The sequence below is a fragment of the Pseudomonas sp. Emmai genome (assembly GCF_055179735.1).
Window position 1 is genome coordinate 6,116,343 of record NZ_CM143685.1, and the last position, 23,938, is coordinate 6,140,280.

The following is a 23,938-nucleotide window of genomic DNA, read 5'->3' on the forward strand; positions in this document are numbered from 1 at the left end:
TCATGCGCGTTCTGATTATCGAAGATGAAGAAAAAACCGCGGATTATCTGCACCGCGGCCTGACGGAACAGGGTTACACCGTGGACCAGGCGCGGGACGGCGTCGAAGGCCTGCACCTGGCGCTGGAAAGCGACTACGCGGTGATCATCCTCGACGTGATGTTGCCGGGCCTCGACGGCTTCGGCGTACTGCGAGCCTTGCGCGCCCGCAAGCAAACCCCGGTGATCATGCTCACCGCTCGCGAGCGGGTCGAAGACCGGATCAAGGGCCTGCGCGATGGCGCCGACGATTACCTCGGCAAACCGTTTTCCTTCCTTGAACTGGTAGCGCGCCTGCAAGCCCTGACCCGGCGCAGTGGCGGGCATGAACCGGTGCAAGTGAGCATCGCCGACCTGTGGATCGATTTGATCAGCCGCAAGGCTACTCGCGCCGGCGCTCGGCTGGACCTGACGGCCAAGGAGTTCTCGCTGCTCAGCGTGTTGGCCCGTCGTCAGGGTGAAATCCTGTCGAAAACGGCGATTGCCGAGTTGGTGTGGGACATCAATTTCGACAGCGACGCCAACGTCGTCGAAGTCGCGATCAAACGCCTGCGGGCCAAGCTCGACGGGCCGTTCGACGAAAAACTGCTGCACACCATCCGCGGCATGGGTTATGTGCTGGAGAGCCGTGGTGTCCAGTAATTCGATTGCGCTGCGTTTGAGCGGGATGTTCACGCTGGTGGCGCTGCTGGTGTTTCTGTTGATCGGCTGGGCGTTGTATCAGCAGGTCGACAAAGGCCTGGGCCTGTTGCCCGAAGCCGAATTGGATGCGCGCTACAGCGTGCTCGAATCCACGGTCGGCCGTTACGGCACGCCCGAGCATTGGGTGAAGATCAACAACAAGCTCAAGTTGCTCGGCGAAGAAGACAAACGCATCAGCTTCTGGATCGTCAGCGGCGATTCCCAGTACGAATACGGCAACATCACGCCGCAGATCCGCGCCTTCGCCGAAGGGCCGTTGGGTCGACGCGACTTGCTGCTGCCGGAGCATTCCTATCCGCTGAAAGTGCTGGTCAGCCAGTTCCCGGCCAAGGACCAGCGCCCGGCGTTGCGCTTTATGATCGGCATCGACACCGAGACGTTTCTGCAGACGCAGCATCATTTGCTGATCGCCTTGATCAGCCTGGCGATTATCGGCGTGCTGCTGGCCTCGGCCCTGGGTTATTGGGTGGCGCGGATCGGGCTCAAGCCGTTGATCAAGTTGTCCCAGGAAGCCCAGCGCCTGGCGACGCCGTTGCGTGCCGGGCGTTTGCGCCTGTCGCCGTTGCCACCGGAGCTGGATCAGTTTGTCAGCTCGTTCAACTCGACCCTGGAACGGGTCGAACAGGCCTATTCGCGGCTGGAGTCGTTCAACGCCGACGTCGCCCATGAACTGCGCTCGCCGCTGACCAACCTGATTGGCCAGACCCAAGTCGCCCTGACTCGAGGGCGTTCCGCCGAACACTATTTCGAAGTGCTGCAATCGAACCTCGAAGAACTGGAACGGCTGCGCTCGATCATCAATGACATGCTGTTCCTCGCCAGCGCCGATCAGGGCAGCAAGGCCACCAAACTGACCTCCACCTCCCTGGCCGATGAAGTAGCGACGACCCTGGAGTATCTGGATTTCATTCTGGAAGATGCGCAGGTTCAGGTGCAGGTCAGCGGCGATGCGCAGGTGCGGATCGAAATTGCGCATCTGCGTCGGGCATTGATCAATTTGCTGAGCAACGCGGTGCAGCACACCGAGCCTGGGCAGGTGATTGAGGTGCACATTGGGGTCGAGGAGCATCAGGTGAGCATTGGCGTCGCCAATCCGGGGTCGCCGATTGCCAGCGAGCATTTGCCACGGTTGTTCGAGCGGTTTTATCGGGTGGATGCGTCGCGCAGCAACAGTGGCAATAACCATGGGTTGGGCTTGGCGATTGTGAAAGCGATTGCGTTGATGCATGGCGGGGATGTGTTTGTGCGCAGTGATCATGGGATGAACACCTTCGGTATCCATCTCCCCGTCTGACTCGCCCCACCCTGTGGCGAGCGAGCTTGCTCGCGCTCGGCTGCGAAGCAGTCGTAAACCGGACTACGCGGTGTGTCTGAAGGAAGGGAGTCGGATGTTTTGGGGCCGCTTCGCAGCCCAGCGCGAGCAAGCTCGCTCGCCACAGGCGTTCTCTGCACCCCACTGTTGCGTTGCAAGCAACAGTCCTTTCTGAAATCCGCTCTGTTTCCCATCGTTCTCGAACCTTAACCTTGGCGCACCAAACAGCACTTGCCAAGCAAGAAGGTTTTAAAGATGTCCAACACTATGGGTATTGCCAGCGCTTTCGTTTTGTCGACTTTGTTCCTGTCACCGTTCGCCATGGCTGAAGAGTCGCAAGCCTTCCTCGCGCAGAATGCAGCACGCGCCAATGCGTTCGAACAGTCCCAGGCCGAGATGACCGCCAAAGCCCACGACGCTGCGCAAACCCCTCAAGCGTCCACTTCTGCAGCCCTGCCACAGGTTGAGAAAGACAGCTGATCTACCGTATCGCTCTCTGTTTCCCTCGACACTTTTCATCGGCTCTTCCCTTTGAAAAGTTGTCTTCAAAGCCGCTGCTATCAGCGGCTTTTTTTATTGTGCAGAAAACACGCCTCGCTTCGTCTCCCTAAACAAGAAATAAAAAAACGTCGACATGAACTGACGTTAATGACCCAAAAGGAGCTGTACCGCACGTGTCTTTTTCTCTAAAGCTCAGCCCGTTGTTCATTGCAGTTGCTGCAACGATGGCCGCCAATGCCCAGGCCGACGATGACTCCAGCCGCGAAGGTTTTGTCGAAGGGTCGAGCCTCAACCTCAACGCCCGCAACTACTACATGAACCGCAATCGCCACCAGCACACCGATGACAACATCGAATGGGGCCAGGGCTTTCTCGGCAAGTTCGAATCCGGTTTCACCCAGGGCACGGTCGGTTTCGGTATCGACGCCCACGCCATGCTCGGGTTGAAACTCGACGGCGGTGGCGGCACTGACGGTTCGAGCATCCTGCCGATCAGCGATGGCAACGGCAAAGCGCCGGGCTCGTTTTCCACGGCCGGCGGTACGTTGAAAATGCGTGCCTTTGATACCGAATTGAAGGCTGGTGACCTGTTCCTCACCAACCCGGTAATCGCCGGTGGCGACAGCCGCATGTTGCCGCAGACGTTTCGCGGCGTCAGCCTGAGCAACCACAGCTTTGACGGGTTCCTGATCGAAGGCGGTCAGGCCAGTTTCACCAAGCCTTACAACCAGAGCGGCCACACGCGGATCGGCACGTCTTATGGCACCCTCGCCGATGGCGACGACAGCCAGCATCTGAACTGGGCCGGTGTGGCCTGGAGCGGTCTGCCGGGCCTGACCAGCAGCCTGTACGCCGCCGAGCTCAAGGACATCTGGAACCAGTACTACTACGATCTGGATTACACCTACCAGCTCAATGACCTGGTCAGCCTCAACCCGGGCCTGCACTTCTATCACACGCAAGACACCGGCGATGCGCTGCTGGGCAATATCGACAACAACACCTACAGCCTGCATTTCACCGTGGGCGTGGGCAATCACAGCGTCACGGCCGCGTACCAGCGGGTCAACGGCAACACGCCGTTCGACTACATCAGCCAGGGCGACAGCATCTACCTCGACAACTCCCAGCAGTACTCGGACTTCAACGGCCCGAACGAGCGCTCGTGGAAGCTCAAGTACGCCTACGATTTCGTGGGGCTCGGCCTGCCTGGCCTGACCTCGGCGGTGTCCTACTCACGGGGTGAAACCGACCTGACCAAAGTCGACCCGGACAGCAAGGGCTATGCTTCGTGGTACAGCGCCGACGGTAAGCACGCCAAGCACTGGGAACGCGACATTGATCTGAAGTACGTGGTCCAGGAAGGCAAGGCCAAGGACCTGGCGTTGCGCCTGCAATGGGCGACCAACCGTGGGGGCAATGGCTACGGCGCACTGGATCAGGACACTGATGAATACCGCGTGATCGTCGACTACCCGATCAATGTCTTCTAAGCTTGGATAAACAAAAGGCCAGCTCGTTTTGCTGGCCTTTTTATTGCCTGCCATTTATACAGGCGCCTTGGACGCAACCGGTTTCTGCGATTCTGCCCGACGCTCGCCACCTACTTTCCCAACGCCCCATTAGCAGAAGTCAGAACCATGAGTGTGAGCAGTGCACTACCTGAGCATTCGATCCGGTCAACGCGATCGGAACGGATTCTGGTGCTCACCAGTTTGTTGCTGGTGATTGCGATCTTGAGCATCGTGGCGTTCCTGCTGGTTCGCGAACGCGCCAACGCCCAACTATCGGCCACTCGTGCCGCCACCAATATCGTGCAACTTATCGAAGCAGACGTGCTGCGCAACGTCGAACTCTATGACCTGTCCTTACAAGGCTTGATTGCCGCCTCACGCCGCGACGACCTCAAGACCGTGTCTCCCATCATTCGCCATTTAGCCTTATTCGACCGCGCCACCGCCGCACCGTACAAGGGCGACATTTTATTGCTCGACCCCCATGGTGATGTGATCGCCGACTCGGCTTCGGTGGAACCGCGCAAAGGCAATTTTGCGGACCGTGAATACTTCCAGGTCCATATCAATAACCCGGATCCGGCCATGTTCATCAGTCGCCCTTTTCGGACGCGGCTGGCCGAGCATGAATGGCGTATCAGTTTCAGCCGTCGGGTCAGCGGAACACAGGGCGAATTCCTCGGCGTCGCTGAAGCGGCGATGCGCCTGAGCTACTTCGATCAGTTGTTCAGCAGCTTGACCATCGGACCGAACAGCTCGGTTAACTTGATCAGCAAGGACGGGATTCTCCTGGCACAAGAACCGCGTCTGGCCGAAGAGTTGGTCGGCAAGGATTTCAGCAGCCACCCCAACTTCCAGCGCATAGTCAAAGAAGGCGACGGCAGCTTTACCGGCATCTCAAGCCTCACCCAGGATAAACGCCTGTACACGTTCTCCAAGGTGGGCAACTTGCCGTTGATCGTCATTGTGGCGCTGTCCAGCGATGAAGTGTTCGCATCGTGGAAACGTACGGCGCTAGTGGTTAGCCTGGCCACCCTTGCGCTGTGCATCAGCCTGCTCTGGCTGACGTGGTTACTCTGCCGGGAATTGCGCCTGCGCCACAGCGCCGAGCGGGAACTGGCGCAACTGGCGGCCACCGATGCCCTCACTGGCGTAGCCAACCGTCGAACCCTGGATCAAACCCTGCGCCATGAATGGTTTCGTGCCCAACGATCGGGCCTGCCCTTGTCCTTGCTGATGATCGATGCCGATCACTTCAAGGCGTTCAATGACCGGCACGGTCATCTGGCCGGTGACGACGCACTGCGCTCACTGACCAAGGTCATCAGCACCAGTGTGCGACGGCCGGGAGACCTGGTCGCCCGTTACGGCGGTGAGGAGTTCTCGGTGATCCTGCCGGAAACTGACAGCGCCGGTGCCCGGCAGATTGCCGAAGCCATCCGTGTCGCCGTGGAGCAATTGCCTTTGGTGCCAGGGGCCGAGATGCCGATGACTGTCAGTATCGGGATCAGTACCTGGACCAGTGCGAGCGAGACGAATCTGGAGCGGTTGTTGTTTGCGGCGGACAAGGCGTTGTATCAGGCCAAGGAAGGGGGGCGCAATCGGGTGGTGGCCGGATGATCGTTCCCACGCTCTGCGTGGGAATGTAGCCCGGGACGCTCCGCGTCCCATCAAGAGCCGAACGCGGAGCGTCCGTTGAGGCATTCCCACGCAGAGCGTGGGAACGATCGGGCATAAAAAAAGGCCACCCGAAGGCAGCCTTTAAAAACTAGAGAGGTTTTTTGCTTACACGGCCGCAACAGGACGCATGTAAGAGATCGGTGCGGTGCTGGCGTCTTCGAAAGTCACGACTTCCCAAGCATCTGTCTGCTCAATCAACTTGCGCAGCAGCTGGTTGTTCAATGCATGTCCGGACTTGAAGCCCTTGAACTCACCAATCAGGCTATTGCCCAGCAGGTAGAGGTCACCAATGGCATCGAGGATCTTGTGCTTCACGAATTCGTCTTCATAGCGAAGGCCGTCTTCGTTCAGAACACCATCCGCGTCGACCACAATAGCGTTTTCAACGCTGCCGCCGAGTGCGAGGTTGTGCTTGCGCAGGTACTCGATGTCACTCATGAAACCAAAGGTACGGGCGCGGCTGACTTCTTTTACGAACGAAGTGCTGGAAAAATCCACGCTTGCACTTTGTGTGCGGTTACGGAAAACCGGGTGATCGAAATCGATCTCGAAGCTCACTTTGAAACCTTCGAAAGGGACGAAAGTGGCGCGCTTGTCGCCGTCTTCCACTGTCACTTCCCGCAGGATCCGGATGAACTTCTTGGCCGCGTCCTGTTCTTCCAGGCCGGCCGATTGAATCAGGAATACGAAAGGTCCAGCGCTACCATCCATGATCGGGACTTCGGACGCGGAGAGCTCGACGTAGGCGTTATCGATGCCCAGGCCAGCCATGGCCGAGAGCAAGTGCTCCACCGTATCCACTTTGACGTCACCGTTGACCAGCGTGGTCGACATCGTGGTTTCGCCAACGTTTTCCGCGCGAGCAGGAATCTGCACCACAGGGTCCAGATCGGCACGAACAAACACGATGCCGGTGTCGATAGGTGCAGGCTTGAGGGTCAGGTATACCTTCTCCCCGGAGTGCAGGCCTACACCTGTGGCACGGATAATATTTTTCAGTGTGCGTTGTTTAATCATGGCTTGGGCCGCTTCAGCGCAAATTGCGAACTGGTATCAACAAAGGCTGGCGATGATAGCAGACCATGCCTTTGCTGAACACCAATCACCTTCATAGCCCTGATACATTCCATCAATCAGCCTGACGACGCAGGAATGCCGGGATGTCCAGGTAGTCCAGATCGTCTTGCGGATTCATCTTCGCGGCAGTCGCAGCACCGGCCTGAGCCTGGTTGCGCATGACGGTCGGACGGTCCAGGTCACGGTAATTCACAGCAGGCGCTTCCTGACGCGAAGGCGCTTGTTGCTGCGGCTGCGAAGCCACGGACGTGTGCATGGTGTTGTCGATAACCTTGACAGGCTTCTCGATTTTCGCGCCCAGCCCCGTGGCAACCACGGTTACGTGCAGCTCGTCGCGCATGTCCGGATCGATAACGGTACCGACCTTGACCATCGCGTGCTCGGAAGCGAAGGCTTCGATGATGCTACCCACGTCGGAGTACTCACCCAGGGACAGGTCAGGACCGGCGGTGATGTTCACCAGGATGCCGCGTGCACCTTGCAGGTTCACGTCTTCAAGCAACGGGTTGCGAATGGCCGCTTCGGTGGCCTCGCGTGCACGGTTCGGACCGCTGGCGCAGCCAGTGCCCATCATCGCCATGCCCATTTCGCTCATGACAGTCCGTACGTCGGCAAAGTCGACGTTGATCATGCCTGGGCGCTTGATGATGTCGGAGATACCGCGAACGGCACCGGCCAGTACATCGTCAGCCTTGGCGAAAGCCGACAGCAGGCTTGCGTCTTTACCGAGGATGGTCAGCAGCTTCTCGTTGGGAATGGTGATCAACGAGTCGACGCTTTCAGACAGCAGACGGATACCTTCGTCGGCGATCTGCATACGCTTGCGGCCTTCGAACGGGAACGGACGGGTCACCACCGCAACGGTGAGGATCCCCATTTCCTTGGCCACTTCGGCAATGATCGGCGCAGCACCGGTACCGGTACCGCCGCCCATGCCAGTGGTGATGAACACCATGTTGGTGCCCTGCAGGACTTCGGCAATGCGCTCACGGTCTTCGAGAGCGGCCTGACGACCTACTTCAGGGTTGGCGCCGGCGCCCAGACCTTTGGTCACACCGGTGCCCAGTTGCAGGATGGTCCGCGCGCCGATGGATTTCAGCGCCTGGGCATCAGTGTTGGCGCAGATGAATTCAACGCCTTCAATGTTGCTCTTGACCATGTGGTTGACAGCGTTGCCGCCGCCTCCGCCAACACCGATAACTTTAATAACCGGGCTTGCGGGGATGTTGTCTACGAGTTCGAACATTTTCCCTCTCCTTTACATTCTCTAGTTTTTTCGCCTACTGCTTTTGCTGCTTGTCGCTTGTCGCTTGCCGCTTGAAACTGCTTCGTCAGAAGTTGCCTTGCACCCAGCTCTTGATGCGATCGAGCAAGGCGGGTTTGGCTTCTTCATTGCTGTAACTGTCGCGGCTGCTGATGCCCGAGAACGAAATCCCGTCGGACTGCTTTTGCAGGCCGTACATCAACAGGCCAACGCCAGTGGAATAAATCGGGTTGCGGACCACGTCATCCAGGCCCTTGACGCCGTGCGGCACGCCCAGGCGGACTGGCATGTGGAAGATCTCTTCGGCCAGTTCGACCGCGCCTTCCATTTTCGACGTACCGCCGGTCAGCACGATGCCGGCCGGGATCAGGTCTTCGTAGCCGCTGCGACGCAGTTCGGCCTGGATCAGCGTGAACAGCTCGTCGTAACGCGGCTCGACCACTTCGGCCAGGGCCTGGCGGGACAGCTCGCGCGGTGGACGGTCGCCAACGCTTGGCACCTTGATGGTTTCACCGGCACCGGCCAGTTTGGCCAGGGCGCAGGCGTAGCGAATCTTGATTTCTTCGGCGTACTGGGTCGGGGTGCGCAACGCCATGGCGATGTCGTTGGTCACCTGGTCGCCCGCAATCGGGATCACGGCGGTGTGACGGATCGCGCCTTCGGTGAAGATCGCGATGTCGGTGGTGCCGCCGCCGATGTCCACCAGGCACACGCCCAGTTCTTTCTCGTCGTCGGTCAGGACCGAGTAGGCCGAGGCCAGTTGTTCGAGAATGATGTCGTCGATTTCCAGGCCGCAGCGGCGCACGCATTTTTCAATGTTCTGTGCGGCGTTGACGGCGCAGGTGACCACGTGGACCTTGGCTTCCAGACGTACGCCCGACATCCCCAGCGGCTCACGAACGCCTTCCTGGTTATCGATCACGTAATCCTGCGGCAGGGTGTGCAGCACGCGCTGGTCAGCCGGGATCGCCACGGCCTGGGCCGCATCGAGGACGCGTTCAAGGTCGGCGGCGCTGACTTCGCGATCACGAATCGCCACGATGCCGTGGGAATTCAGGCTGCGGATGTGATTGCCGGCCACGCCGACGAACGCCGAGTGGATCCGGCAACCGGCCATCAGCTGCGCTTCTTCGATGGCGCGCTGGATCGACTGCACGGTGGACTCGATGTTCACCACCACGCCTTTCTTCAGGCCGCGGGACGGATGAGTGCCGATCCCGACGATTTCGAGCGTGCCGTCGTCCGAGACCTCGCCGACCAGCGCCACCACCTTGGAGGTGCCGATATCGAGACCGACGATCATTTTGCCGCTTTGCACGTTTGCCATGGGTCCTGCCTCTTCTTAATTCTTCGCGACAGCGGGTTGGGCTGTCGTGGGCGCTACAGGTTCCCGCCAGCCAACAGCGAGGCCGTTGGCGTAGCGCAGATCGATGCGCGCAATGTTCGTAATCTGTTCTTTAAGCGTCTTGTCGTAGATGGCAATGAAGCGGCGCATCTTTTCCACCAGGTTGCCGCGTCCCAGCAGCAGTTCGATCCCCGGGCCAGAACTACCGGCACCGGTGGTCAGGAACCAGCTGCCTCGTTCACGCAACTCCAGGCGTGCAATCGAGAAGCCCAATGGCCTGAGCATCTGGCTCAGCACCTGGTATTGCTGCATCACTTGCTGCTGGGCCCGTTGTGGGCCGAACAGCTGTGGCAAGTGTTCGTAGTTCGCCAGCTCACGCGGGGTGAACGCCTGGCCCTGGTTGTTCAACAGCGACTCGTCGCCCCAACGGGCCACCGGCAGCTGTTCTTCCAGGCGAATCACCACCTGGTCCGGCCACACCCGACGCACTTCGGCGTGGGCAATCCATGGCATCGTTTCCAGCTCGGTGCGCATGCTCTCCAGGTCGATGGTGAAGAAGCTCGACGCCACGTACGGGGCGATCCGCTGCTGCACCGCTTGCTGGCTGATGTAACTCAAATCGCCCTGCACATTGATCTTGGTGATCGGCCGGTCGGCGTAGGGCAGCAAACGCTGCGCGCCTTCGTAAGTGCCGAAACCCAGCGCAACCAACAGCACCGGCCAGAACAAGGCTTTGAGAAAACCAAAATTGGCTTTCGGCAGGCGCGCAGACATCGGCTCTTTGGCCACCATTCGGCTGGCACCCCGCGGCACCGGCTTGCGGCCGGGTGGTGCGGGGGGCTGATGTCTCAACTGAGCGCCTTGCATGGTCTTACCCTCGCGGCTCAATGCTTGCGGCCAAAATCGCCAGGACCAGTTGCTGGAAATCCAGACCGGCAGCACGGGCCGCCATCGGCACCAGGCTGTGATCGGTCATGCCCGGTGCGGTGTTGACTTCCAGGAACCAGAATTGCCCATCGGCGTCCTGCATCACGTCTGCCCTGCCCCAACCGGCAATACCCAGCGCCTCACAGGCTTTGGCCGTCAGGTCCATCAGTTCTTTTTCTTTGTGGCTGTCGAGGCCACACGGGATCCGGTACTGGGTATCGGAAGCCACGTACTTGGCGTCGTAGTCGTAGAAGCTGTGCGTCGTGCCCAGGGCAATCGGTGGCAACACCTGGTCACGCAGGGTGGCGATGGTGAACTCCGGACCTTGAATCCATTGCTCGACCAACACTTGCGAATCGTAGGTAGCGGCCGCTTTCCAGGCGTCGATCAACTCCGACGCGGAACTCACTTTGGCCATACCGATACTTGAACCTTCATGGGCCGGTTTGACGATCAAAGGGAAGCCCAGTTCCGTCGCCGCCGAAATACAATCGGCCTCCGAACTCAGTACGGCGTGGCGTGGCGTCGGAATCCCGAGGCTGTGCCAGACCTGCTTGGTACGCAGCTTGTCCATGGCCAAAGCCGAAGCCAGGATGCCGCTGCCGGTGTAGGGAATGCCCAGGCATTCGAGCAGGCCCTGCATGCTGCCGTCTTCACCGCCACGACCGTGGAGAATGATGAAGGCGCGATCGATTTTTTCGTTGAGCAAACGCTGCAACAGGTCATCGCCGACGTCGAGGCCGAACGCATCCACACCGGCGCTTTGCAGCGCTTCGAGAACGGCGTTACCCGACTTCAGGGACACCTCACGCTCGGCACTCTTGCCGCCGAACAGCACGGCGACGCGGCCGAAGTCTTTCGGCGCGAGGGTGGAGACGAGGTTGGCGTAAGCAGCAGTCATTTCAACTTCCCCACGGCAGGCGCGGCAACCGCACCCACGAACAACGGACTGTTCAACAATTTCGGCGCAAGACCGCCGATATCACCGGCGCCCTGGCACAGCAGGATGTCGCCGGCACGCAGCAGCGGCTTGACGATTGGCGCGAGGTCGACACCGCGCTCGATGTAGATCGGGTCCAGCTGACCGCGCTGGCGGATGCTGTTGCACAGCTTGCGGCTGTCGGCGCCCGGGATCGGTTCTTCACCGGCCGGATAGACTTCCATCAGCAGCAGCACGTTGGCGTCGGCCAATACATTGACGAAATCGTCGTACAGGTCGCGGGTGCGGCTGTAGCGGTGCGGCTGGTACACCATCACCAGACGACGCTCCGGCCAGCCACCGCGTACGGCTTTGATCACTGCTGCGACTTCGGTCGGGTGGTGACCGTAGTCATCGACCAGCATCACATTGCCGCCGTCTACCGGCAGTTCGCCGTAGACCTGGAAGCGTCGGCCGACACCCTGGAACCCGGACAGGCCCTGGACGATGGCTTCATCGCTGACACCCTCGTCGGAGGCGATGCAAATGGTCGCCAAAGCGTTCAATACGTTGTGGTTGCCCGGCATGTTCACCGAGACATCCAGCGGCTCGCGCTCAGGACGCAGTACGGTGAAGAAGGTCTGCATGCCTTGCTGGCGCACATTGATTGCGCGCACGTCGCAGTCGTCGCCGAAGCCATAGGTCACCGTCGGGCGTTTGACCAGCGGCAGGATTTCGCGCACCACCGGATCGTCCAGGCACACCACCGCCAAACCGTAGAACGGCAGGTTGTGCAGGAACTCGACGAAGGTTTTCTTCAGTTTGTTGAAGTCACCGTCGTAGGTCGCCATGTGGTCGGCGTCGATGTTGGTGACCACGGCCACCAACGGCTGCAAGTGCAGGAAGCTCGCATCGCTTTCGTCGGCTTCGGCGATCAGGTAACGGCTGGTGCCGAGCTGGGCATTGGTGCCCGCGGCATTCAGACGGCCACCGATGACGAACGTAGGGTCCAGGCCACCGGCGGCGAACACCGAAGCGATCAGGCTGGTCGTCGTGGTTTTGCCGTGCGTGCCGGCGACGGCGATGCCGTGGCGATAGCGCATCAGCTCGGCGAGCATTTCGGCACGGGGCACCACCGGGATCCGGCGTTCCAGGGCGGTGGCGACTTCCGGGTTGGAAGTGTTCACGGCACTGGACGTAACCAGTACATCGGCGTTCGCGGCGTTCTCGGCGCGGTGGCCGATATAGATGTGCGCGCCAAAGGATTCCAGGCGCTCGGTCACCGGCGATGCTTTGAGGTCGGAACCGGACACTTCATAGCCCAGGTTCAACAACACTTCGGCAATACCGCACATGCCCACGCCGCCGATGCCGACGAAGTGGATGCGGCGGATGCGGCGCATTTCCGGGTGCGGCATGGCTTTCTGATTCTCAACCATGGGCCACCTCCAGGCAGGTGTCGACAACGTTGCGGGTTGCATCAGGTTTCGCCAGGCGGCGGGCCGCGTTGGCCATGTCATTGAGTCGTTGCGGTTGCATCAGGACCTCTGTCAGGCGTGCGGCAAGATCTGCGGCGCCAGTCGTTCTTTGCGGCATCAGGAAGGCAGCGCCTTCACGGGCCAAATATTCGGCGTTGCGGGTCTGGTGATCGTCGATTGCGTGGGGCAAAGGCACCAGCATCGAGGGCAGACCGGCGGCGGCCAGTTCACTGATGGTCAACGCGCCGGCTCGGCACACCACCAGGTCGGCCCAGCCATAGGCTTGGGCCATGTCTTTGATGAAAGGCTGCACTTGCGCCTCGACGCCAGCCTCGCGATAGCGCTGCGCAGTCACTTCATCGTGGTTTCTGCCGGCCTGATGAAACACTTCCGGGCGCAGGTCGGCGGCGACTTGCGACAGGGCTTCAGGCAGTAACTTGTTCAACGGTTCTGCGCCCAGGCTTCCGCCCAGGATCAGCAAACGCGCCTTGCGACCGGCCAGAGCGGGTCGCGGTGTGTCGAGGAACAGCTCGGTGCGCACCGGGTTACCGGTGGTCCGACGGCTGTCCGACAGGGTAAAGGTGTCGGGGAACGCTTCACACACCCGGGCGGCCAACGGCATGAGCAACCGATTGGCGGTACCGGCGACGGCGTTCTGCTCGTGAACGATGACCGGCACGCCAGACAATTTGGCCGCAACACCGCCAGGGCCCGTCACATAACCCCCGAAGCCGACCACACACACCGGCCGCAGCTTGCGAATGATCGCCCGCGCCTGCCAGATCGACTTGAGCAACATGAACGGTGCCTTGAGCAGCGACAGCTTGCCCTTGCCCCGCAGGCCAGTGGCATTGATGCGATGCAGTTCCAGACCGGCCGCCGGGACCAGGTCGTTTTCGATGCCGCGCGGGGTGCCAAGCCAATGCACGGTGTAACCGCGGGCCTGGAACTCACGAGCACAGGCCAGCGCCGGGAATACGTGCCCGCCGGTGCCGCCCGCCATGATCAATACGTTAGCGCCCATGGGGTGGCTCCTCGGCGAAGTCACTCTCATGGAACTCCATCTCTTCACTGCCCAGGTGGGTTCGACTCTCCCACTCAATGCGCAGCAACAAGCCAAGACAGGCACAGCAGATCACCAACGAGCTACCGCCATAACTGAGGAACGGCAGGGTCAGGCCCTTGGTCGGCAGCAGGCCGACGTTCACCCCAATGTTGATCAGGAATTGACCAATCCACAGGAACGACAAGCCGTAGGCCACATACGCCGCAAAAAACTGCTTGGCCTTCTCGGCCCACAAACCGATGTACATGCCACGAATACAGACGAAGACGAACAGCGCGACGGTGCACAAGGAGCCCACGGCCCCCAGTTCTTCGGCCAGGACCGAGAACACGAAGTCGGTATGCGCTTCCGGCAGGTAGAACTGTTTCTGCACGCTGTTGCCCAGGCCAACGCCCAGCCATTCACCGCGACCAAACGCAATCAAGGCTTGCGACAACTGATAGCCGGCACCGAACTGGTCGGCCCACGGATCCGCGAAGTTGGTCAGACGCGCCATTCGATACGGCTGCACCTGAATCAACAACACCACAGCCCCGACCGCCAGCACCACCATCAAGGAGAACCGGAACAGCCCGACCCCACCGAGGAACAGCATCGCCGCCGCCGCGCCCATCATTACCACGGTGGCACCGAAGTCCGGTTCCATCAGCAACAGACCGGCCATTGGCAGCAGCACGATGAATGGCTTGAAGAAGCCCATCCAGCTCTCGCGCACTTCTTTCTGCCGACGCACCAGGTAACCGGCGAGGTAAATCACCACGAACACCTTGGCGATCTCGGATGGCTGCACGTTGAAGAAACTGAACCCGATCCAGCGCATCGAACCGTTCACTTCGCGGCCGATGCCGGGGACGATCACCATCACCAGCAGGCCGAACGCACCAATCAGCATCAGCCAGCCCAGGCGTTGCCAGGTGGCGATCGGAATCATCATGGTGACGATGCAGGCAGCAAGACCCAGCACGATGTAGATCAGGTGGCGAGTCATGTAGTACAGGGCACTGCCCGACTGCACGGCGGCCACTTCGGTCGAGGCCGAGGCGATCATGACCAGCCCCAGGCCGATCAACGCCAGGCAACCGACGAGCATCGGGAAGTCGAGGTCGATACCGCGCCCGGTGATGATGGGCGATGGATACGGCTTGATGATATTTCGCAGGCTCATGCCAGATCCTCCACAGCGCGGACGAACTGGTGACCACGGTCTTCGTAATTCTTGAACATGTCGAAACTGGCGCAGGCCGGGGACAGCAGCACCACATCGCCCGGGTGCGCAGCGGCGCGGCATTGCTCGACGGCTTCGACCAGCGAGCCGACGCGAATCAGCGGCACGGCGTCGCCAATGGCCTCGCCGATCTTGTCGGAATCGCGGCCCATCAAAATGACCGCGCGGCAGTTGACCGCTACCGGATCGCGCAGATCCTTGAACTCGGCACCCTTGCCATCGCCACCGGCGATCAGCACGACCTTGCCGTCGATGTCCGCGCCCAGGCCTTCGATGGCGGCCAGTGCGGCGCCGACGTTGGTGGCTTTGGAATCGTTGTAGTAGCCGACGCCATCCAGATCACGGACCCATTGGCAACGATGTTCCAGGCCGGCAAAGGTGCGCAGGCTCGACAGCATCGCGTCGAACGGCAGGCCGACGGCGTGACCCAGCGCCAATGCCGCCAGAGCGTTGGACTGGTTATGGGCGCCACGAATCTTCAACTCGCGCACTGGCATCAGGTTCTGGAATTCGAACGCGAGGTACTTCTCGCCGTCCTCTTCGCGGATACCGAATGCCTTGAAATCGGGTTTGCTCAAACCGAAGGTCCAGCATGGCTGGCCCTCGCCCATCAGCGGACGGCTCAAGGCGTCCTGACGGTTGACTACAAACTGTTTGGCCCCGCGGAAGATCCGGTGCTTGGCCAGGTGATAGGCCGGCAGGCCGCTGTAGCGGTCCATGTGGTCTTCGCTGACGTTAAGCACAGTCGCCACTTCGGCGTTGAGTTGATCAGTGGTTTCGAGCTGGAAGCTCGACAGTTCCATCACGTACAACTCGACGTCGTCGCTGAGCAAATCCAGCGCCGGCGTACCGAGGTTACCGCCGACCGCCACACGCTTGCCTGCCGCCGCAGCCATCTCACCAACCAGGGTGGTAACGGTGCTTTTCGCGTTGGAACCGCTGATGGCGACAATCGGCGCCTTCGCGTTACGCGCGAACAGCTCGATGTCGCCGGACAATTTCACGCCTCGGGCGGCGGCAGCCTGCAGGGCCGGGGTCGCCAGCGCCAGGCCGGGGCTCACGTAGAGCTCGTCGGCGCGGCACAGGAACTCGACGTCCAGCTCGCCACAACGCACTTCCACGTGCGGATAGTCACGCTTGAGCGTGGCCAGTTCCGGTGGATTTTCCCGCGTATCGGCCACGGCAAACGACGTGCCCCGGTTCGCCAGGAAGCGAACCAGGGACATGCCGCTCTTGCCGAGGCCGACAACGATGCGGAAGTGGTCAGAAGCGATCAGAGACACTCGTTCTACCTCAGCTTCAGGGTGGCAAGGCCGACCAGTACGAGAATCACGGTGATGATCCAGAAACGGACGATCACGCGCGGCTCAGGCCAGCCCTTGAGTTCAAAGTGGTGGTGGATCGGTGCCATGCGGAATACGCGGCGCCCGGTCAACTTGAAGGAAGCTACCTGGATGACCACCGACAGGGTTTCCATCACGAACACGCCGCCCATGATGAACAGGACGATTTCCTGACGGACGATCACTGCGATGGTGCCCAGGGCTGCGCCCAGCGCCAGTGCGCCGACGTCGCCCATGAAGACTTGCGCCGGATAGGTGTTGAACCAGAGAAAGCCCAGGCCCGCCCCGATCAAGGCGCCGCAGAACACGATCAGTTCACCCGCGCCCGGTACATAAGGGATCAGCAGGTATTCAGCGAATTTCACGTTACCGGACAGGTAGCAGAAGATCCCCAGGCCGCCACCGACCATCACGGTCGGCATGATCGCCAGGCCATCGAGGCCATCGGTCAGGTTGACCGCGTTGCTCGAACCGACAATCACGAAATAGGTCAGGACCACAAAACCTGCGCCCAGTGGAATGCTGTAATCCTTGAGCATCGGCAGGATCAGGGTGGTTTCCACCGGGGTGGTCGCGGTCATATAAAGGAAGAGCGCCGCGGCCAGGCCGAACACCGACTGCCAGAAATACTTCCAGCGGCTTGGAAGGCCTTTGGAGTTTTTCTCGATCACCTTGCGGTAGTCGTCGACCCAACCGATGGCGCCGAACAGCAAGGTCACCAACAGCACGGTCCAGACATAGCGGTTGCTCAGGTCAGCCCAAAGCAGCGTACTGACGCCGATGGACGACAGGATCAGTGCGCCGCCCATGGTCGGGGTGCCCGACTTGGACAGGTGCGATTGCGGACCATCGTTGCGAACGGACTGGCCGATCTGACGGTTCTGCAACGTGCGGATCATCCACGGGCCATAGCACAGCGACAAAACCAACGCGGTCAGCACACCGAGGATCCCGCGCAGGGTCAGGTACTGAAAGACCGCGAAGCCTTTGTGGAACTGTTGCAAGTACTCCGCTAACAGCAGCAGCATTAATGTTTCTCCAGACTGGACCCGCACAAAGCGGCGACGATGTTTTCCATCGCAGCGCTGCGCGAGCCCTTGATCAAAATAGTGGTGTTTGTATCTTGCTCGGCGCCCAGGGCCTCGATCAGTTCAGCCTGAGTGCTGAAGTGCCGGGCCTGCGGGCCGAATGCGTTCACGGCGTGAGCCATCATTGGCCCGACTGCGTAAAGCGCAGAAACCTTGCCACGGGCGTACTCGCCCACGTCGCGGTGCCCCTGCTCCGCCCAGTCGCCCAACTCGCCGATATCCCCGAGCACCAGAACGGTGCGGCCGGAAAAGCCGGCGAGTATATCAACGGCAGCGCACATGGAGGTGGGGTTCGCGTTGTAAGTGTCATCAATCACGCGCATGCCGTTGGTCGCCAGTTGCGCAACGGTGCGGCCCTTGACCGGTTGTACCGCGCCAAGGCCGGTGGCGATGCCGAACAGCGACACGCCCAGGGCATGGGCAGCCGCGGCGGCGGCCATGGCATTGGCGACGTTATGGGTGCCGAGCAGGTTCAGTTGCACCCGCTCCACACCTTCGGGGCTGTGCAGGTTGAACGCCGGGCAACCGCGGGCATCGCGGTCCAGATCGCTGGCGTAGAAATCGGCACTGGGGTTGTTCAAGGCAAAGGTCAGCACTTTGCGACCGGCGGCACGGGTCTTCCAGATGCCGAATGCCTTGTCGTCGAGATTGAGCACGGCGACGCCATCGGCCTCCAGCCCTTCAATAATCTCGCCCTTGGCTTTTACGATTTTGTCCGGCCCGCCGAACTCGCCGACGTGGGCGGTCCCTGCGTTATTAAGAATGGCCACATGGGGCTTGGTCATGCCCACGGTGTAGGCAATTTCGCCCAGGCGCGAAGCACCGAGTTCGATCACGGCGGCGGTATGTTCCGGCGCCAGTTCGAGCAGGGTCAGCGGTACGCCGAGGTCGTTGTTCAGGTTGCCACGGGTCGCATGCACCGGACCGCGGGTGCGCAGGATGCTCGCGAGCATTTCCTTGACCGTGGTCTTGCCGCTGGAACCGGTAACGGCCGCGACCGGGTTGTTATAGGCCGCACGGTTCAGCGCGCCCAACTGGCCGAGGGCCTGGCGCGTATCTTTCACAATGAGCTGCGGCAGCGTGCTGTCGGCGACTTCACGCTCGACCAACGCCGCTACGGCGCCTTTGGCGGCCACGTCATTGAGGTAGTCATGACCATCGAAGCGTGGACCGGTCAGGGCAATAAACAGCTGGCCTGGCTTGATTGCACGGCTGTCGATGCTGACACCGTCGAAACTGGCGTCGGCAGCCACCAGGCGCGCCTTCAGCACGCTGGTCAGCTCGCTCAGTTTCAAGGCTTTAAGCATGGGCCACCTCCCACGCGGTCAAGGCGTGATCGGCCTCGACCAGATCGGAGAACGCATGGCGCTCGCCGTTGATTTCCTGATAGTCCTCGTGACCTTTGCCGGCCAGGACAATGACGTCATCCGCCGAGGCACTGGCGATCAACTGGGCAATCGCCTGGCCACGGCCAGCCACGAAGGTGACGTTATCCACAGCCGTGAAGCCGGCGCGGATGTCGTCGAAAATGACGGACGGGTCTTCGGTGCGTGGGTTGTCGTCGGTGACCAGCACGCCATCGGCCAGGCGCTCGACCACTTCGGCCATCAGCGGGCGCTTGCCGCGATCGCGATCACCGCCGCAACCGAACAGGCACAGCAACCGGCCTTTGGCGTGTGGACGCAGGGCCATCAAGACTTTTTCCAGCGCATCCGGGGTATGGGCGTAATCGACCACCACCAGTGGCTGAGTACCGCCGCCCAAGCGCTGCATGCGACCGGCCGGGCCTTCGAGTTTCGGCAGGACCTTGAGGATTTCGTCCAGCGCGTAGTCCAGGCCGAGCAAGGCACCGACCGCAGCCAGGACGTTGCTCAAGTTGAAACGACCGAGCAAGGTGCTGCGCAAATGGTGCTCGCCCTGGGGCGTAACCAACGTGGCGCGCACGCCTTCGTCGTCGAACTGCGCTTCGCGGCAATACAGGTAGGCGCTGGCGTCTTCCAGGCTGTAGGTGATCAAGCGCGACTCACGTTTATCAGCCGCGAGTTCACGGCCGAATTCGTCGTCGAGGTTGATCACCCGGCACTTCAGATCGTTCCAGGCAAACAGCTTGGCCTTGGCTTCGCCATAGGCCTGCATGGTGCCGTGGTAATCCAGATGATCCCGGGACAGGTTGGTCATCACCGCCACATCGAACGCCAAGGCGGTCACGCGCCCCTGATCCAGACCGTGGGAAGACACTTCCATGGCCACGGCTTTGGCGCCGGCCTTTTTCAGGTCGGCGAGGGTCGCCTGTACGGCAATCGGGTTTGGCGTGGTGTGCAGGCCGCTTTCCAGCGCGCCGTAGAAACCGGTGCCCAGGGTGCCGACGATGCCGCAATGTTGGCCGAGCAGATCCAGGGCTTGCGCAACCAATTGGGTCACGCTGGTTTTGCCGTTGGTGCCGGTCACGCCGACCAGGTTCAGGTGGCGGCTCGGGTCGCCATAGAAGCGCCCGGCAATGTCCGACAACTGCGCCGCCAGGCCTTTGACCGGAATCAGCGGCGCATCGGTAATCGGCAGCACGGTGGCGCCTTCGACTTCATAAGCCACGGCAGCCGCACCGCGCTGCAAGGCATCGGCAATGTGCGCGCGCCCGTCGAACTTGCCGCCCGGGACCGCGAGGAACAAGTCCCCTGCCCGCACATTGCGGCTGTCGAGGGTCAGTTCGCGGATCAACAGATCACGACCGGCGTGGGCAAAAATTTTATTCAGACTCAGAGACATCAGCCGCGCCCTCCATTGGCTTTCAGCGGAACGACCGGTGCTGCGTTGGCCTGTTGGGTCGGCGGCAGGTTGTCCGGGGTGATGTTCATCAGGCGCAAGGTCCCGGACATCACTTTGCTGAACACCGGCGCCGATACCAGGCCACCGAAGTAACCGGCCTTGGTCGGTTCATCGATGACTACGACGATGGCGAAACGCGGATCGCTCATCGGGCCGAAGCCGGCGAACAGCGAGCGATAGGAATTCTCGGCATAGCCTTTGGTGCCCACCGAGGTCTTACGCGCAGTACCCGACTTGCCGGCCACGTGATACGCCGGCACCTGCGCACGGAATACACCGCGCGGGGCCTCGATCACCTGGGTCAGCATGCCTTGCATGGTTTTGGCGACGTTTTCCGGGATCACCTGGGTGGTCTGCGGCGGCTTGTCTGTCTTGATCAGGGTCAGCGGCGCAATGCGACCGTTGTTAGCCAGTGCCGAGAAGGCGTGGACCAACTGGATCGCCGTCACCGAAATACCGTAGCCGTACGACAGCGTGGCGGTTTCAGCCTTGCGCCATTCGCGGTAGTTCGGCAGGTTGCCGACGCGCTCGCCCGGGAAGGCGAGGCCGGTGTCCTGGCCGAGGCCGACTTTCTGCGCCAGGCGGAAAATGGCTTCGCCGCCGATATCGAACGCGACCTTACTCATGCCGACGTTGCTGGAGTTGATCAGGATGCCGGTCAGGTCGAGCACCGGGCCTTCGGACTTCGATACGTCCTTGATGGTGTACTTACCAATCTGCAAGGTACCCGGATAGACCTCGACGGTGTCGCTCGGCTTCCAGCGCCCGGTTTCCAGGGCGGCACTCATGGAGATCGCCTTCATGGTCGAACCGGGTTCGAACACGTCGATCATCGCGCGGTTACGCATCATCGCCGGTTGCAGGTTGCGACGGTTGTTCGGGTTGTAGGTCGGCTGGTTGACCATGGCCAGGATTTCGCCGCTCTTCACGTCCATGATCACCAGGCTGCCGGCCTTGGCGCCGTTCTCGATAATCGCGTTGCGCAGTTCGCGGTTGGCCAGATATTGCAGGCGCAGATCAATGGACAACGCCAAGGGCTTGCCGGCCTTGGCGTTTTTGGTGACCTGGACATCCTTGATCAGTCTGCCGCGCCGATCCTTGATGACCTGTCGCTTGCCGGCGACCCCGGCCAGCCATTCGTCGTAGGCCAGCTCGACGCCTTCGCGCCCGTGATCGTCGATGTCGGTAAAGCCGACCATGTGCGCGGTGACTTCGCCGGCAGGATAAAAACGGCGGAACTCTTCGATGCCGTAGACGCCGGGCACTTTCAGGTCGAGCACCGACTGGCCCTGCTCGGGGGTCAAGCCGCGCACCAGATAGATGAATTCTTTGTTGGCCTGGGCTTCGAGGCGCTCGCTCAGGGCTTTGGGGTCCTGGCCCAGCGCGGCGGCGAGTGCCGGCCACCTCTCTTTGGCCAGCTGCATTTCCTTGGCGTTGGCCCACAGCGTAGTAACCGGGGTACTCACGGCCAACGGCTCGCCGTTACGGTCGGTGATCAGACCACGGTGAGCCGGAATAGGAATGTGACGAACGCTGCGCGCATCGCCCTGACCTTTTAGGAAGTCACGATCGACCACTTGCAGGTCGATGATGCGCCAGCAGATTGCGGCGACCATGATGCCGAGCAAACCCAGCACCACGCGGAACCGCCAAGGGAAGAGTGCACCTTCGATTTTCATCATGGCGCCACCATCCGTACTTCAGCGGCACCAGGGATGCGCATTTTCAGTTGTTCGGTGGCCAGCACTTCGATACGGCTATGGGCGGTCCAGGTGCTCTGTTCGAGAATCAACCGGCCCCACTCGGCCTGCGCCTTGTCACGCACGCTCAACTCGTTGTACAGCGAGTTCAACAGCTGGCGGTTCCAGTGGGCGCTGTAGGAAACGCCGATGGCAGACACGAGCACGCCGATGAACAGCAGCATCATGAAAAAGCTTCCGCCGGGAAGTGGCTTGGCGAAAAGCTTGCTCACCGCAGCTTCTCCGCGACGCGCATGATGGCGCTACGAGAACGTGGGTTGGCTTTGAGTTCGGCCTCGGAGGCGGACTGCGCTTTGCCATGGACTTTGATTTTCGGTTCGAAAGCGACGTGACGAACCGGCAGGTTGCGCGGCAGGTTGTCGGCTTCGCCTTTCACCAGCTTGCGCATGAACAGTTTGACGATGCGGTCTTCCAGGGAATGGAAGCTGATGACCACCAGGCGACCGCCGATTTCCAGGCTTTCCAGCGCCGCTTCGAGGCCGGCCTCCAGATCGCCCAGTTCGTTATTGACGTGAATACGCAGGCCCTGGAACGCGCGGGTGGCCGGGTTCTTGCCCTTTTCCCACGCCGGATTGGCGACTTTCAGGACTTCGGCCAGGTCGGCAGTGCGCTCGAACGGCTTGATGTCGCGGCGCTCGGCCACGGCACGGGCCATGCGGCCGGAGAAACGTTCTTCGCCGTATTCCTTGAACACCCGGGCGATTTCTTCCACCGGCGCGGTGTTGACGAATTCGGCCGCACTGATCCCGCGGGACGGGTCCATGCGCATGTCCAACGGGCCATCGTTGAGGAAACTGAAGCCGCGTTCAGGGTCGTCGAGCTGCGGCGACGACACGCCGAGGTCAAGCAAAACACCGCTGACCTTGCCGGCCAGACCGCGTTCGGCCACTTCCGACCCCAGCTCGGCAAAGCTGCGCTGCACAACGACAAAGCGGCCGTCTTCGGCCGCTAGCGTTTGCCCGGTGGCAATCGCTTGAGGATCCTTGTCAAATCCGAGCACCCGGCCATCGGGGCCGAGCTGGCTGAGGATCAACCGGCTATGTCCGCCGCGTCCGAACGTGCCGTCCAGATAGCAGCCATCAGGACGTACGGCGAGAGCCTCCACGGCTTCGTCGAGCAGTACGGTGATGTGGTTAAAGCCGCTATCAATAGTCACAGGATCAAATCACGCAGTTCATCAGGCATGGCGCCCGGTTGTTGAATAGCAGCCAGGTCAGCGGCAGAAACCGCATCCCAGGCATCCTCGTCCCATAATTGGAACTTGTTCAGTTGGCCCACCAACATTGCGCGCTTATCCAACTTGGCATATTCACGCAGACGCGGCGGAACCAGAAAACGACCACTACCATCGAGTTCGAGGTCGACGGCATTACCAATCAGCAAACGTTGCAGGCGGCGGTTCTCTTCGCGAAGCGAAGGCAGTGCGCGCAGTTTGGTTTCAATAATTTCCCACTCATCGAGGGGATAAACACACAAACACGGATCAACGGCATCGATTGTCACGATCAATTGACCGGAACTGCGCGAAACCAACTCGTCACGGTACCGGCTCGGCATAGCGAGACGGCCCTTTGCATCGAGACTGATTGCGTTAGCTCCGCGAAACACGTCTGCGTTTCTCCAATTTTTGGCGTTTTGAGCTCAAAAAACCCACTTCATGCCACTTTCCGCCACTTGCGCACACTATAGGAATGCGCCCACCACACCGTCAAGGCGCGGATTAAAGGAAAACCCTTACAGAACGGAGATTTAGGAGCGTAATAGCAGGGGTAACGAGAATCTGGCGTTTGTTTTTGACCAATAACTTGATTCAGCACGGATGGCTGCGCTCGAAAGTTAAAGTAGTTTGTTAAGAGTAAGATTTTTTCGGTATTAC

21 protein-coding genes are annotated in these 23,938 nt (G+C 60.7%); 5 read left to right on the forward strand and 16 right to left on the reverse strand.

Annotated elements, in window-relative coordinates:
* Positions 1-2: 2 nt before the first annotated feature.
* From ACY4LX_RS28020 to ACY4LX_RS28040, 5 genes are all read left to right on the forward strand, one after another.
* Positions 3-680: a heavy metal response regulator transcription factor gene (locus ACY4LX_RS28020; protein WP_463258435.1), complete on the forward strand. Its 678-nt coding sequence runs from the start codon at positions 3-5 to the stop codon at positions 678-680.
* Positions 670-2,034: a heavy metal sensor histidine kinase gene (locus ACY4LX_RS28025; protein ID WP_149658152.1), complete on the forward strand. Its 1,365-nt coding sequence runs from the start codon at positions 670-672 to the stop codon at positions 2,032-2,034. Before ACY4LX_RS28020 ends, ACY4LX_RS28025 begins: the two co-directional genes overlap by 11 nt.
* Before the next feature lie 273 nt (positions 2,035-2,307).
* Positions 2,308-2,532 (forward strand): hypothetical protein, encoded by a 225-nt coding sequence (locus tag ACY4LX_RS28030; protein ID WP_348123521.1) that lies wholly within the window; start codon positions 2,308-2,310, stop codon positions 2,530-2,532.
* A gap of 245 nt (positions 2,533-2,777) precedes the next feature.
* Positions 2,778-4,046, forward strand: coding sequence for an OprD family porin (locus tag ACY4LX_RS28035; protein WP_463260651.1), 1,269 nt, complete (start codon positions 2,778-2,780; stop codon positions 4,044-4,046).
* A 147-nt stretch (positions 4,047-4,193) separates the two neighbouring features.
* Positions 4,194-5,687: a sensor domain-containing diguanylate cyclase gene (locus ACY4LX_RS28040; protein ID WP_463258436.1), complete on the forward strand. Its 1,494-nt coding sequence runs from the start codon at positions 4,194-4,196 to the stop codon at positions 5,685-5,687.
* 165 nt (positions 5,688-5,852) lie between these two features.
* On the opposite strand, the gene lpxC is transcribed toward ACY4LX_RS28040, so the two are convergent.
* The 16 genes from lpxC to mraZ all read right to left on the reverse strand — a co-directional run bounded on the left by lpxC (position 5,853) and on the right by mraZ (position 23,670).
* A complete protein-coding gene (gene lpxC, locus ACY4LX_RS28045) occupies positions 5,853-6,764 on the reverse strand; it encodes a UDP-3-O-acyl-N-acetylglucosamine deacetylase (RefSeq protein WP_054045542.1) in 912 nt (303 codons plus the stop codon).
* A 112-nt stretch (positions 6,765-6,876) separates the two neighbouring features.
* Positions 6,877-8,070 (reverse strand): cell division protein FtsZ, encoded by a 1,194-nt coding sequence (gene ftsZ / locus ACY4LX_RS28050; RefSeq protein ID WP_033061342.1) that lies wholly within the window; start codon positions 8,068-8,070, stop codon positions 6,877-6,879.
* 85 nt (positions 8,071-8,155) lie between these two features.
* A complete protein-coding gene (gene ftsA / locus ACY4LX_RS28055; protein ID WP_054045544.1) occupies positions 8,156-9,415 on the reverse strand; it encodes a cell division protein FtsA in 1,260 nt (419 codons plus the stop codon).
* A gap of 15 nt (positions 9,416-9,430) precedes the next feature.
* A complete protein-coding gene (locus ACY4LX_RS28060) occupies positions 9,431-10,300 on the reverse strand; it encodes a cell division protein FtsQ/DivIB (RefSeq protein WP_054045546.1) in 870 nt (289 codons plus the stop codon).
* Positions 10,301-10,304: 4 nt separating this feature from the next.
* Entirely contained in the window at positions 10,305-11,261 is a 957-nt protein-coding gene (locus ACY4LX_RS28065; RefSeq protein WP_149661086.1) for a D-alanine--D-alanine ligase, read from the reverse strand.
* Positions 11,258-12,718 (reverse strand): UDP-N-acetylmuramate--L-alanine ligase, encoded by a 1,461-nt coding sequence (gene murC / locus ACY4LX_RS28070; RefSeq protein ID WP_149661087.1) that lies wholly within the window; start codon positions 12,716-12,718, stop codon positions 11,258-11,260. Before murC ends, ACY4LX_RS28065 begins: the two co-directional genes overlap by 4 nt.
* Complete coding sequence (gene murG, locus ACY4LX_RS28075) at positions 12,711-13,781, reverse strand: undecaprenyldiphospho-muramoylpentapeptide beta-N-acetylglucosaminyltransferase (protein WP_463258437.1); 1,071 nt, start codon at positions 13,779-13,781, stop codon at positions 12,711-12,713. Before murG ends, murC begins: the two co-directional genes overlap by 8 nt.
* Positions 13,771-14,988 (reverse strand): putative lipid II flippase FtsW, encoded by a 1,218-nt coding sequence (ftsW, locus tag ACY4LX_RS28080; RefSeq protein ID WP_149661089.1) that lies wholly within the window; start codon positions 14,986-14,988, stop codon positions 13,771-13,773. Before ftsW ends, murG begins: the two co-directional genes overlap by 11 nt.
* Positions 14,985-16,331: a UDP-N-acetylmuramoyl-L-alanine--D-glutamate ligase gene (gene murD, locus ACY4LX_RS28085; RefSeq protein ID WP_463258438.1), complete on the reverse strand. Its 1,347-nt coding sequence runs from the start codon at positions 16,329-16,331 to the stop codon at positions 14,985-14,987. The genes ftsW and murD overlap by 4 nt, the downstream gene beginning before the upstream one ends.
* 5 nt (positions 16,332-16,336) lie before the next feature.
* On the reverse strand, positions 16,337-17,419 hold the full coding sequence (gene mraY / locus ACY4LX_RS28090) for a phospho-N-acetylmuramoyl-pentapeptide-transferase (protein ID WP_149661091.1): 1,083 nt from the start codon (positions 17,417-17,419) through the stop codon (positions 16,337-16,339).
* Entirely contained in the window at positions 17,419-18,786 is a 1,368-nt protein-coding gene (locus ACY4LX_RS28095; RefSeq protein WP_463258439.1) for a UDP-N-acetylmuramoyl-tripeptide--D-alanyl-D-alanine ligase, read from the reverse strand. The genes mraY and ACY4LX_RS28095 overlap by 1 nt, the downstream gene beginning before the upstream one ends.
* The gene (locus ACY4LX_RS28100; protein ID WP_149661093.1) at positions 18,779-20,242 is read right to left on the reverse strand and encodes a UDP-N-acetylmuramoyl-L-alanyl-D-glutamate--2,6-diaminopimelate ligase; all 1,464 of its coding nucleotides are present in this window, start codon (positions 20,240-20,242) and stop codon (positions 18,779-18,781) included. Before ACY4LX_RS28100 ends, ACY4LX_RS28095 begins: the two co-directional genes overlap by 8 nt.
* Positions 20,242-21,984: a peptidoglycan D,D-transpeptidase FtsI family protein gene (locus tag ACY4LX_RS28105; RefSeq protein ID WP_463258440.1), complete on the reverse strand. Its 1,743-nt coding sequence runs from the start codon at positions 21,982-21,984 to the stop codon at positions 20,242-20,244. The genes ACY4LX_RS28100 and ACY4LX_RS28105 overlap by 1 nt, the downstream gene beginning before the upstream one ends.
* Positions 21,981-22,274 (reverse strand): cell division protein FtsL, encoded by a 294-nt coding sequence (ftsL, locus tag ACY4LX_RS28110; protein WP_133840304.1) that lies wholly within the window; start codon positions 22,272-22,274, stop codon positions 21,981-21,983. Before ftsL ends, ACY4LX_RS28105 begins: the two co-directional genes overlap by 4 nt.
* Positions 22,271-23,218 (reverse strand): 16S rRNA (cytosine(1402)-N(4))-methyltransferase RsmH, encoded by a 948-nt coding sequence (rsmH, locus tag ACY4LX_RS28115; RefSeq protein ID WP_169373143.1) that lies wholly within the window; start codon positions 23,216-23,218, stop codon positions 22,271-22,273. Before rsmH ends, ftsL begins: the two co-directional genes overlap by 4 nt.
* Positions 23,215-23,670 carry a division/cell wall cluster transcriptional repressor MraZ gene (gene mraZ, locus ACY4LX_RS28120; RefSeq protein WP_008147486.1) on the reverse strand — a complete coding sequence of 152 codons (456 nt, stop codon included), beginning with the start codon at positions 23,668-23,670 and terminating at the stop codon, positions 23,215-23,217. Before mraZ ends, rsmH begins: the two co-directional genes overlap by 4 nt.
* Positions 23,671-23,938 lie beyond the last annotated feature (268 nt).

Bases quoted from the DNA above. Each gene is read 5' to 3' on its own strand.
- ACY4LX_RS28020 (WP_463258435.1), top strand. From the start codon at position 3: ATGCGCGTTCTGATTATCGAAGATGAAGAAAAAACCGCGGATTATCTG.
- ACY4LX_RS28030 (WP_348123521.1), top strand. From the start codon at position 2,308: ATGTCCAACACTATGGGTATTGCCAGCGCTTTCGTTTTGTCGACTTTG.
- ACY4LX_RS28035 (WP_463260651.1), top strand. From the start codon at position 2,778: ATGGCCGCCAATGCCCAGGCCGACGATGACTCCAGCCGCGAAGGTTTT.
- ACY4LX_RS28040 (WP_463258436.1), top strand. From the start codon at position 4,194: ATGAGTGTGAGCAGTGCACTACCTGAGCATTCGATCCGGTCAACGCGA.
- lpxC (WP_054045542.1), bottom strand. From the start codon at position 6,764: ATGATTAAACAACGCACACTGAAAAATATTATCCGTGCCACAGGTGTA.
- ftsZ (WP_033061342.1), bottom strand. From the start codon at position 8,070: ATGTTCGAACTCGTAGACAACATCCCCGCAAGCCCGGTTATTAAAGTT.
- ftsA (WP_054045544.1), bottom strand. From the start codon at position 9,415: ATGGCAAACGTGCAAAGCGGCAAAATGATCGTCGGTCTCGATATCGGC.
- ACY4LX_RS28060 (WP_054045546.1), bottom strand. From the start codon at position 10,300: ATGCAAGGCGCTCAGTTGAGACATCAGCCCCCCGCACCACCCGGCCGC.
- ACY4LX_RS28065 (WP_149661086.1), bottom strand. From the start codon at position 11,261: ATGACTGCTGCTTACGCCAACCTCGTCTCCACCCTCGCGCCGAAAGAC.
- murC (WP_149661087.1), bottom strand. From the start codon at position 12,718: ATGGTTGAGAATCAGAAAGCCATGCCGCACCCGGAAATGCGCCGCATC.
- murG (WP_463258437.1), bottom strand. From the start codon at position 13,781: ATGGGCGCTAACGTATTGATCATGGCGGGCGGCACCGGCGGGCACGTA.
- ftsW (WP_149661089.1), bottom strand. From the start codon at position 14,988: ATGAGCCTGCGAAATATCATCAAGCCGTATCCATCGCCCATCATCACC.
- mraY (WP_149661091.1), bottom strand. From the start codon at position 17,419: ATGCTGCTGCTGTTAGCGGAGTACTTGCAACAGTTCCACAAAGGCTTC.
- ACY4LX_RS28095 (WP_463258439.1), bottom strand. From the start codon at position 18,786: ATGCTTAAAGCCTTGAAACTGAGCGAGCTGACCAGCGTGCTGAAGGCG.
- ACY4LX_RS28100 (WP_149661093.1), bottom strand. From the start codon at position 20,242: ATGTCTCTGAGTCTGAATAAAATTTTTGCCCACGCCGGTCGTGATCTG.
- ACY4LX_RS28105 (WP_463258440.1), bottom strand. From the start codon at position 21,984: ATGATGAAAATCGAAGGTGCACTCTTCCCTTGGCGGTTCCGCGTGGTG.